Genomic DNA, 9897 nt, shown 5'->3' with positions numbered 1-9897 from the left:
GCTGCGGCGTCCCGCGCTGCAATCGCTGCGCGACGCATGAGCGTCGCCGGCGGCCCTGATGACCCTGATTTCCGATTATCCGTATGACCGATGTGAATGACGACGCGCCGTCGCAACCGACCGCGTTCGAACTCGTGGGCGGCGAAGGCCGCGTGCGCGAGATGGTGGATCGCTTCTACGACCTGATGGACCTCGAGCCGGAGTTCGCGCAGATCCGCGCGCTGCATCCGGCGTCGCTCGACGGTTCGCGCGACAGGCTGTTCTGGTTCCTGTGCGGCTGGCTCGGCGGGCCGGACCACTACATCAGCCGCTTCGGCCATCCGCGCCTGCGCGCGCGGCACCTGCCGTTCCCGATCGCGTCGGTCGAGCGCGACCAGTGGCTGCGCTGCATGGCGTGGGCGATGGAGGACGTCGGCCTGCCCGAGCCGCTGCGCGAGCGCCTGATGCATTCGTTCTACGATACCGCCGACTGGATGCGCAACCGGCCCGGTTGATCGACCGGTACGCCGCCGCCCGGCTGCCGCCCGCAGTGCGTCTGGCCGGCGGTGCGGCTGCGCGTGACACTGGCCGCTCCCCGTTCAACACGAGAATTTTCCCCATGACGACACAGGCATTGTTTCGGGAAGACGCGTACCTGACCCGCTGCGAAGCGGTCGTCACGGCGCTCGGCGACGACGGCATCCGGCTCGACCGCACGGTGTTCTATCCGCTCGGCGGCGGCCAGGCCGGCGACAGCGGCGTGCTGACGCTGCCGGACGGCACGTCGATCGCGATCGACGACACGCGCAAGGCGAAGTTCGACGGCGCGACGCCCGACGACGCGGTGCACGTGCCGGCGCCGGGCCAGCACGCGGGCCTTGCTGCACTCGAGGCGCTCGCGCCCGGCGCGCGGATCGTCGCGGAAATCGACTGGGCGCGCCGCTACCGGCACATGCGGCTGCATACGGCCGCGCACCTGATGTGCGCGGTGTTGCCGTATCCGGTCGACGGCTGCAGCGTGACCGCCGACTACGTGCGGCTCGATTTCGCGACGGCCGAGCCGATCGACCGCGACGACGTCGAGCGGCGGCTGGCCGAGCTGATCGGCGGCGCGCATCCGGTCACGACCGAATGGATCACCGACGACGAAATGGCCGAGCGGCCCGAGCTCGTGCGCACGATGAGCGTGAAGCCGCCGATGGGGCTCGGCCGCGTGCGGCTGTTGCGGATCGACAGCGTCGACCTGCAGCCGTGCGGCGGCACGCACGTGCGCAACACGTCGGAAATTGGCGGCCTGCGGGTCGCGAAACTCGAAAAGAAGAGCGCGCGTACGCGACGCCTGGTACTGGAGCTTGCATGACGGTCAATCACGCGAACAACGACGATGGGGCACTCGATCCGCGCGCGGGCGAGGTGCTGGATTTCTGGTTCGGCACGCCCGGCTCGGCGGAATTCGGCGTCGCACGCAAGATGTGGTTCAACGGTGGCGCGGCGCTCGATACGGTGCTGCGCGAGCGTTACGGTGCGTTGCTCGATGCGGCGTGCGACGGCGCCTGCGACCACTGGGCCGCGTCGCCGCTCGGCACGCTGGCGCTGATCGTCGTGCTCGACCAGTTCTCGCGCAACATCCATCGCGGCACGCCGCGCGCATTCGCCGCGGACCCGAAGGCGCTCGAGCTTGCACGCCGGCTCGTCGCCGCGGGCCGGGATGCCGGGCTGCCGAGCGGGCATCACCGCGCGTTCGCGTATCTGCCGTTCGAGCACGACGAGTCGCCGGACAGCCAGCGCGAGGCCGTGCGGTTGTGCGACGGAATTCGGGAGGAGGCCGGGTGCGCGGGCTATCACGACTTCGCGCTGCGGCATGCGGCGGTGATCGAGCGCTTCGGCCGGTTTCCGCACCGGAATGCGATTCTCGGACGCGCGTCGACCGATGAAGAGGCCGCGTTCCTGCGCGAGCCTGGGTCGTCGTTCTGAGCGACGTTCCGGCATTCGGGAGTTTCGGCCGGCGGCCTGGCGGCCTGGCGGCCTGGCGGACAGGCGGCGCACCGCGCCGCCCCGTGTGATCGGTTATTGCCGGTGCTGCTCGGGCGTGCGCACGTAGACGCGCAGCAATTCCTCGTCGTCGCCGGGACGCGCACCCGACCAGAACAGCTGCCAATCGCTGCCGGGCTTCGGGTCGACCGCGCGCACGCCCTGCACGATCATCCACGTGCAGCGCGTCGTGCGCGCGTCCGAGATCGGCGTGTGCTGGATGCCGGAGAAGTAGTACAGCATCGGCGCTTCCGATTCGCCGAGCCCGTGGAGGCTCGCCATGCAATCGCCGTCGTTCCATTCGAGCGCGAGGTGCGCGTTCAGGTCGTCGAACACCGAGCGGTAGCTCTTCGCGACATCGAGCCACGGCAGCAGCAGCGTATAGACGAGCCCCCACGCGACGAGCGCGCCCGCGGCCCACGACAGCGCGCCGCGCCAGCGGCCCGTCGTGCGCAGCGTCGGCAGTAGCCACAGCCAGCCGATCGTCAGCGCGAGCGCGGCGAGCACGAGGCCCGGTACGATCGGCATCGTCCAGTCGAGCGGCAGCCAACGGCCGAGCGGCGCGAGCCGCGCATGCGACGCGCCAGGATCGGCCATCACCGACCAGATCGTCCACGCGAGCAGGACGACAGTGCCGAACAGCGCGCGGCTCAGGTAATCCCAGCCGGCGTGCAGCGCGCGCGGCAGGCGGTCGATCGCCTGCGCGGCGACGAGCGCGAGCGGCGCGATGAACGGCAGGATGTAGAGCTGGCGCGACGTCGCGGACACCTGCAGCACCATCAGCCCGACGCCGGCGAATACGACCGGCAGCGCGATGCGCGGCGCGCGCCAGTCGCGCCAGGCACCGAGCGCGAGCGCAACGATCGCGAGCGGCGCGACCGGGAAGCCGACGGCCAGGAACGCGCGCAGGATGAAGAACGGCTTGTCGTTTTCGGCACCGAGCTCGGACACGGAGAAGCCGAAGAAGCGGCCGACGTTGTTGTCCCAGAACCACGCGAGAAACAGCGTCTCCGAGCGCAGGAACAGCGCGGTCGGCCAGATGATCGCGAACGGCGCGAACACGAGCGCGGCGACGCCGAGCGCGCGCGCGAACGCCCGGGTGCGGCATGCGGGGTAGAGCACCAGCACCGCGGCGAGCGTGGCCGCGAACACGAGCGGCACGAACAGCCCCTTCGTCATCAGCGCGATGCCGACGCCTGCGCCGAACATCGGCGCGGCCCAGCGGTTCAGCGGCTGCGCCGGCAGCCCGAGCTGCGCGTGCCGTGCGCGGGCGCGATGCTGGGTCACGAGTTCGAGCAGGCCGCAGAAGGCGATCGCTGTGCCGGCGAACAACGCGACGTCCGTCATCATGTCGTGCACGTGCTTGATCACGACGAGGCTGCTCGCGCACAGCGCGACCGGCCCGATCACCTTCGCGTCGAACCAGCCGGCCGCGCCGCTCGCGACGCGCGCCGCGCGCGCGGTGAAGCCGAACGCGAGCACGGCGAACAGTGCGCTGGCGAGCCGCGCCGCGTCGTGCAGCGGCATCACGCGTTGCAGCAGCCACGCGAGGCTCGTCGCGACCCACGCGTAGAGCGGCGGCTTCTCCATGAACGGCAGGCCGGCATTGGTCGGCACGACGAAATCGCCGGTCTCCAGCATGTGCTGGATGATGCCGAACGTGTAGGTTTCGTCCTGCTTCCACGGATCGTGGCCGAGCACGCCGGGCAGCACGTACGCGCACACCACGGCCGCAACCAGCAGCCAGAGACGCCAGCCGAGGCGCTCGGCGCGGCTGCGCGCGGGCGACGTCGCGGCGCCGCCTGCCGCGGCGGGCGTGCTGCCGGCGTGAAGGGTGACGGAGAGGTCGGCTTCGGCGGACGAATGGACGTGTTGGGCGGCGGCGGGCACAGGCGTGCGTCGCCGGCCGGGCGCTGCGGTTCCCTGCATGGAAAGATCTCTGGTCGCGCCGGCCCGGCGACATGGGTCGGGCCGATAAGGGCCGCCTTCGGCGGCAGGGGGGACAAGCGGCGGCGCCGGCTGTCACGGACGATGGCCGCTAGTAGATCACGAATTTGTTACGAATGTTTACTAATTCTGTCGGGGAATTGTGGAGATTTGTGGCGACCCGATTTTATGTTGTGCAGCCGCAACAATTGGGGCCGAAGCCGAAGCCGAAGCCGAAGCCGAAGCCGAAGCCGAAGCCGAAGCCGAAGCCGAAGCCGAAGCCGCTATCGGCCGCCGCCGACGTCGAGGAGCGTGCCCGTGGTGTACGACGCGGCGTCGCTGAGCAGCCAGACGATCGCCTCGGCGATTTCATGCGCTTCGCCTGCGCGGCCGAGCGGCGTCTGCGTCCCGAGGCGGGCCGCGCGCCCCGGCTGGCCGCCGCTCGCATGGATCTCGGTCTCGATCAGCCCCGGTCGCACCGCGTTGACGCGCACGCCATGCGGGCCGAGCTCCTTCGCGAGGCCGATCGTCAGCGAATCGACGGCTCCCTTCGAGCCTGCATAGTCGACGTATTCGTTCGGCGAGCCGAGCCGTGCGGCGATCGACGACACGTTGACGATCGCGCCGCCGCGCCCGCCGCGATCGGTCGACAGGCGGCGCGCGGCTTCCCGCGCACACAGGTACGCGCCGAGCACGTTCGTGTCGAACATCCGCTGCAGCCGCTCGAGCGGCATGTCGGCGAGCGGCAGCGACGGCGCGACGATGCCCGCATTGTTGACGAGCGCGTCGAGCCTGCCGAGCGTCGTGATGACTTCATCGAACATCGCGATGACGTCCGCTTCGTCCGACACGTCGCCAGCCACGACGCACGCACGGCCGCCTGCGTTGCGCACGGCGTCGGCGGTGGCGTTCGCCGCGGCCGCGTCGCGCGCGTAGTTGATGCCGACGTCCCAGCCGCGCGCGGCCGCGAGCAGGGCGGTCGCGCGGCCGATGCCGCGGCTCGCGCCGGTGATCAGGACGACTTTGCGTTCGGAAGGTTCGGTCATCGCGCTCGGTGTTGGTCCGCTCGGGTGTCGGTCATTCCGTTTCGTCGGGCGCCCACTTGTCGCGCACGGGCGCCTGGTAGTGGCGCAGGCGGTCGATCAGCGCGGCCGGATCCGCATCGATGCACAGCGCATCGAAATAGGCGGGCCGCATGAAGCCTTCGTCGACCGTATGCTTGAGCAGCGAGATCAGCGGATCGTAAAACGTATCGATGTTGTAGAGCGCGACAGGCTTGCGGTGATAGCCGAGCTGCGCCCACGTGTAGACCTCGAAGAACTCCTCGAGCGTGCCGGCGCCGCCGGGCATCGCGACGAACGCGTCGGCGAGGTCGGCCATCATCTTCTTGCGATGATGCATGTCGGGCACGACGTGCAGTTCCGACAGGCCCGTGTGGCCGACTTCCTTGTCGACGAGCAGTTCGGGGATCACGCCGACCGCGCGGCCACCGGCCGCCATCACCTCGTCGGCGATCGTGCCCATCAGCCCGACGCGGCCGCCGCCGTAGACGAGCGTAAGCCCCGCATCGACGAGCGCGCGGCCGAATGCGCGCGCGGCATCCGCATACACGGGCCGCACGCCGGGCGACGACCCGCAATAGACGCACACTGCCTTCATTGCTTTGCGTCCCGTGCGGTGGCCGGCCCGCTTGCGACGCGCGGCGAACCGTCGCGCGGCGGCAGGTAGTCGTAGAACTCGCGCTTCGGCAGCTTGCCGGACGCGAGATCGTCGAAGATCTCCCGCGAGCGGCCGCGCAGGTACGGTGCCATCACGGAAATCACGTGCATGCTGACCTGGTGCAGTTCCTCGCGGATCGCGTCCTGGTCGTTGTACTTGCGCGGGTGCATCACGTACTGGTACGACAGCCAGTAGGTCGAGATCACGGCCATGTTCGTTGCGATCACCTCGATCTCGGCGGGCGTCGCGACCATCTCGGCGTCCGACACGAGCAGCTCGCACATGTCGCGCGCGAACCGCACCTTGTGGCTGATGATCTGCTTGAAGTGCGTCTCGAGCGTGCGGTTGCGCGCGAGCAGGTCGTTGAGGTCGCGATACAGGAAACGATACGTCCACATGAAGTCGGCCATGTACTGCAGGTACGACCATGTCTCGTCGATTGTCGGACGGTGATCTTCGGGAAAGCGCAGGCGCTTTTCGATTGCCTGCTCGAACTGCGCGAAGATGCTGTTGATGATGTCGTCTTTGTTGCGGAAATGGTAGTACAGGTTGCCTGGACTGATTTCCATTTCCTCGGCGATCGTCGTGGTGGTGACGTTCGGTTCGCCGATCTCGTTGAAGAGTTTCAACGACAACTCGAGAATCCGTTCGCGCGTGCGGCGGGGAGGTTTCGCTTCCATGTCGTCCGGCCCTGTGTATGCCGGACTGGCAGGCGCTGCAATCGATGCTGCGTGATTCGTCCGGCGCGGGTTACTGTTCTAAGTCTAGCGGACGATTATAAACCGGGGTTTCGCCGGCCCGGTTGCATTTCCTCATCGGGGCATACCCGGCGATGATGCACCGCCGCATCGCGTGCTAGAAGCCCAGCCAGCGTGCGACGACCGGGCCGAGCACGAAGCCCCACGTCGTCACGCATGCGAACAGCGCGACCGTCACGGCCGCGCTGCCGAGATCCTTCGCACGCTTGGACAGTTCGTGGCGTTCGAGCGAGATGCGGTCGATCGCGGCCTCGACGCTCGAGTTCAGCAGCTCGACGATCAGCACGAGCAGCACCGTCGCGATCAGCAGCGCGCGCGATGCGGCCGGCACCGGCGCGAACGCGCCGATCGGCAGCATCAGCGCGGCGAGCGTCAGCTCCTGGCGGAATGCGCTTTCCTCGCGGATCGCCACCTTGAAGCCGTTCAGCGAATGCTTGAGTGCATACCAGGCACGCGTGAGGCCGCGATTGCGCTTGTACGGATTCGGCGGCAGCGGTGCGAGCGGATCGTCGGTGCCGAGCGGCTCGTGCGAGCCCGGTTCGGCGTGATGCGGATCGCTGCCCGGCGGATCTTCTTCGTCGAATGGCGCGTGGTGCTGCAGCGGCGCGCCGCCGGGCAGTGTCTGGTCGTGCGGGTCGCGTTTCAAACGGCGGCACCTTCTGGGGGCGAATAGGCGTCTTTCGGCAGCGGCTGCAGATGCGATGCGAACTGCTCGGACGCGGCGCGCCACGAGAAGCGCTCGGCCCAGTCGCGGGCGGTCGTGCGCTCGATCTTCAGCGCTTCGAGGCAGGCTTCCTGCAGGTCCTCGTGCATCGCGCCGGCGGTCCCGTCGGCGAGCACGTCGATCGGGCCGGTGACCGGGTACGCGGCAACCGGCGTGCCGCACGCGAGCGCCTCGAGCAGCACGAGGCCGAACGTGTCGGTGCGGCTCGGGAACACGAACACGTCCGCGGCCGCGTACACCTTCGCGAGCTCGGCCTGCGACAGCACGCCGAGATAGTTCACTTCCGGATAGCGCGACTTCAGTTCCGCGAGCGCGGGGCCTTCGCCGGCGACCCATTTCGAGCCGGGCAGGTCGAGCCGCAGGAACGCCTCGACGTTCTTCTCGATCGCGACGCGCCCGACGTACAGGAAGATCGGCCGGGCAGTATTGAGGACCTTGGATTCCATGGGGCGGAAGATATCGAGATCCACGCCGCGTGTCCACAGCACGACGTTTGTGAAGCCGAATTTCTCGAGATCGTCCCGGACGACGGGCGTCGGCGCCATCACCGCGCGCGACGGGCCGTGGAACCAGTTCAGGAAGCGGTAGGTCGCCGCAAGCGGAATGCCGAAGCGCGCCTGCACGTATTCCGGGAAGCGCGTGTGATACGCGGTCGTGAACGGTAGTTTGCGCGCGCGCGCATAGCGGCGCGCGGCGAGGCCGAGCGGGCCTTCGGTCGCGATGTGCAGCGCGTCGGGCGCGAACGCGTCGATCCGCGCGCGCAGCTTGCGGTACGGCAGGATCGACAGGCGGATTTCCGGGTAGGTCGGGCAGGGCACCGTGCGGAATTCGAGCGGCGTCAGCATTTCGACGCGGTGGCCGAGCGCGGCGAGTTCGCGGGACGTGCTCTTCAGCGTGCGCACGACGCCGTTGACCTGCGGTTCCCACGCGTCGGTGACGATCATGATCTTCATCGCGGCATGTGTCCTGTAAGGGTAAGTCAGGCAGTGGCTTTGGTCTTGCGCGATGCGGATTCGGACGGCGTGCGCATCACCGTCCAGTAGACGACTTTCAGTTCGCCTTCCATCGTTTCGACAAGGGCGGACAGGCTTTCGACCCAATCGCCGTCGTTGCAGTACAACACGCCGTCGATGTCGCGGATCTCCGCCTTGTGGATGTGTCCGCAGACGACGCCGTCGCAGCCGCGGCGGCGCGCTTCGTCGGTCATCACGGTCTCGAACTGCGAGATGAAGTTGACCGCGTTCTTCACCTGGTGCTTCAGGTACTGCGACAGCGACCAGTACTGGAAGCCGAGCCGGCTGCGGATCCGGTTGAACCAGCGGTTCAGCACGAGGATCAGCGTGTAGAGCGTGTCGCCGAGATACGCGAGCCACTTCGCATGCTGGATCACGCCGTCGAACAGGTCGCCGTGCACGATCCACAAACGTTTGCCCGCGAGCGTCGTGTGGAACGCCTCGCCGCGCACCTGGATGTCGCCGAACGCGAGGTCGCAGAACTGCCGCGCGCCTTCGTCGTGGTTGCCGGGGATGTAGACGACCTGCGTGCCCTTGCGCGCCTTGCGCAGGATCTTCTGCACGACGTCGTTGTGCGCCTGCGGCCAGTACCAGCCCTTCTTCAGCTGCCAGCCGTCGATGATGTCGCCGACGAGGTACAGGTATTCCGAGTCGTTGTGGCGCAGGAAGTCGAGCAGGTACGGCGCCTGGCAGCCGCTAGAGCCGAGATGGATGTCGGACAGCCAGATGGTGCGGTAGCGATGGGCGGACGGTTCGTGGTCGTCGTGCTGCCTGGCGTGCTCGGCAGGCGGGTCTTGCGCGGCGAGGGCATCGGCCGCGGCCGAGCCGGACAGGAAGGCGGTGGCGGCGCGGGCGCCGAGAGGGTGACGAAACAGGGGGGTCGCGGACGTTTTCTGGCCCATGCATGACTCGCGCCGGTTGACATTACCGGCATTCCGCCATGCGAGCGTGACCATGCCGTGACAGTCACGAGATGTTCTTATTACGCCGTATAGGGTCGGTTCAGAAGTGAATCGTCAGGCCCGATTTCCGGCCGGGTTTCAACTGATTGGCAGCGTGGCTGACTGCCGCCGAGCGGCTTCGGACACCCGACGCGGCGCGCGCGTCGCATAAGCGATCGTCAGCGTGGCAACGCGACAACACGTGTGCGCGCGAGGCGATCGTGCGGGAACTGGCGCGCCGGGTGCAACCATGCGGCGCCCGCCCAGACGGCGATCCACGCGCCCGTGAGCGCCAGCGTGACGGGCACCGACAGGCCCGCGAGCGGATGCAGCGCGAGTGGCGGCAGGAACCACAGCCAGCCGAGCGCATAGCGGACGAGCGCATGGCCGGCGGTGAGCGGCCGGCCGGTGGCCGATTCGATCCGCAGGCGCCAGGTCTTCATCGGCAGTGTCTGGCCGCCGTGGGTCCAGAACCAGACGAAGTACGCGCCGACGACGAGTGCGATCCACGCGGCGAGGAGGTTGTGATGGACGAGGCCGTTGCGCTGTTGCGTCGCGAGGCTGAATGCGAGGCCCGCGAAGAACACGATGCCGAACAGCAGCACGCCCTCGTACAGCATCGCGGCGAGGCGCCGCCGGATGGACGCCGGGGATGGCGCGGACGACGCTGTGGCAGCGAGCGCGGGAGCGTGCGGCACGCCGCTCAGGATCCCTTGAACAGCGACGGCGCGTCGGCGGGCGACACGGGCGTCGGCGCGGCCGGTGGCGTCGTCGTCGGCGCGCTGCCGGAGGTGGACGACGCGACG

The 9897-nt window shown here is 68.5% G+C and carries 11 protein-coding genes; 3 read left to right on the top strand and 8 right to left on the bottom strand.

All coding sequences use genetic code 11. The annotated features are described in order from the left end of the window. Positions 1–83: 83 nt before the first annotated feature. The 3 genes from G3N94_RS37145 (at position 84) to G3N94_RS37135 (ending at position 1953) form a co-directional block, all read left to right on the top strand. Positions 84–494, top strand: a complete 411-nt coding sequence (locus tag G3N94_RS37145; RefSeq protein ID WP_042585938.1) for a group II truncated hemoglobin — start codon at positions 84–86, stop codon at positions 492–494. 104 nt (positions 495–598) lie between these two features. Further along, positions 599–1339 (top strand): alanyl-tRNA editing protein, encoded by a 741-nt coding sequence (locus tag G3N94_RS37140; protein WP_205799208.1) that lies wholly within the window; start codon positions 599–601, stop codon positions 1337–1339. After that, on the top strand, positions 1336–1953 hold the full coding sequence (locus G3N94_RS37135; RefSeq protein ID WP_205799207.1) for a DUF924 family protein: 618 nt from the start codon (positions 1336–1338) through the stop codon (positions 1951–1953). The genes G3N94_RS37140 and G3N94_RS37135 overlap by 4 nt, the downstream gene beginning before the upstream one ends. Before the next feature lie 93 nt (positions 1954–2046). Here the strand turns inward: G3N94_RS37135 and G3N94_RS37130 are convergent, their stop codons facing one another. The 8 genes from G3N94_RS37130 to G3N94_RS37095 all read right to left on the bottom strand — a co-directional run bounded on the left by G3N94_RS37130 (position 2047) and on the right by G3N94_RS37095 (position 9789). After that, complete coding sequence (locus tag G3N94_RS37130; RefSeq protein WP_205799206.1) at positions 2047–3939, bottom strand: glycosyl transferase; 1893 nt, start codon at positions 3937–3939, stop codon at positions 2047–2049. 281 nt (positions 3940–4220) lie between these two features. Then, a complete protein-coding gene (locus G3N94_RS37125) occupies positions 4221–4982 on the bottom strand; it encodes an SDR family oxidoreductase (RefSeq protein ID WP_205799205.1) in 762 nt (253 codons plus the stop codon). Positions 4983–5013: 31 nt separating this feature from the next. Next, positions 5014–5595 (bottom strand): TIGR00730 family Rossman fold protein, encoded by a 582-nt coding sequence (locus G3N94_RS37120; RefSeq protein ID WP_205799204.1) that lies wholly within the window; start codon positions 5593–5595, stop codon positions 5014–5016. After that, the gene (locus G3N94_RS37115; protein WP_205799203.1) at positions 5592–6335 is read right to left on the bottom strand and encodes a TetR/AcrR family transcriptional regulator; all 744 of its coding nucleotides are present in this window, start codon (positions 6333–6335) and stop codon (positions 5592–5594) included. The genes G3N94_RS37120 and G3N94_RS37115 overlap by 4 nt, the downstream gene beginning before the upstream one ends. A gap of 175 nt (positions 6336–6510) precedes the next feature. Continuing rightward, positions 6511–7059 (bottom strand): diacylglycerol kinase, encoded by a 549-nt coding sequence (locus tag G3N94_RS37110; RefSeq protein ID WP_124602545.1) that lies wholly within the window; start codon positions 7057–7059, stop codon positions 6511–6513. Further along, positions 7056–8090: a glycosyltransferase family 1 protein gene (locus G3N94_RS37105; RefSeq protein WP_205799202.1), complete on the bottom strand. Its 1035-nt coding sequence runs from the start codon at positions 8088–8090 to the stop codon at positions 7056–7058. Before G3N94_RS37105 ends, G3N94_RS37110 begins: the two co-directional genes overlap by 4 nt. A 26-nt stretch (positions 8091–8116) precedes the next feature. After that, positions 8117–9052, bottom strand: a complete 936-nt coding sequence (locus tag G3N94_RS37100) for a UDP-2,3-diacylglucosamine diphosphatase (protein WP_205799201.1) — start codon at positions 9050–9052, stop codon at positions 8117–8119. 218 nt (positions 9053–9270) lie between these two features. Beyond that, positions 9271–9789 (bottom strand): RDD family protein, encoded by a 519-nt coding sequence (locus G3N94_RS37095; RefSeq protein WP_346778769.1) that lies wholly within the window; start codon positions 9787–9789, stop codon positions 9271–9273. Positions 9790–9897: the final 108 nt, after the last annotated feature.

Source organism: Burkholderia sp. Ac-20353, assembly GCF_017104785.1.
In the GTDB taxonomy this organism is placed as follows: Bacteria; Pseudomonadota; Gammaproteobacteria; order Burkholderiales; family Burkholderiaceae; genus Burkholderia.
This window is presented reverse-complemented; position numbering and strand designations above follow the sequence as displayed.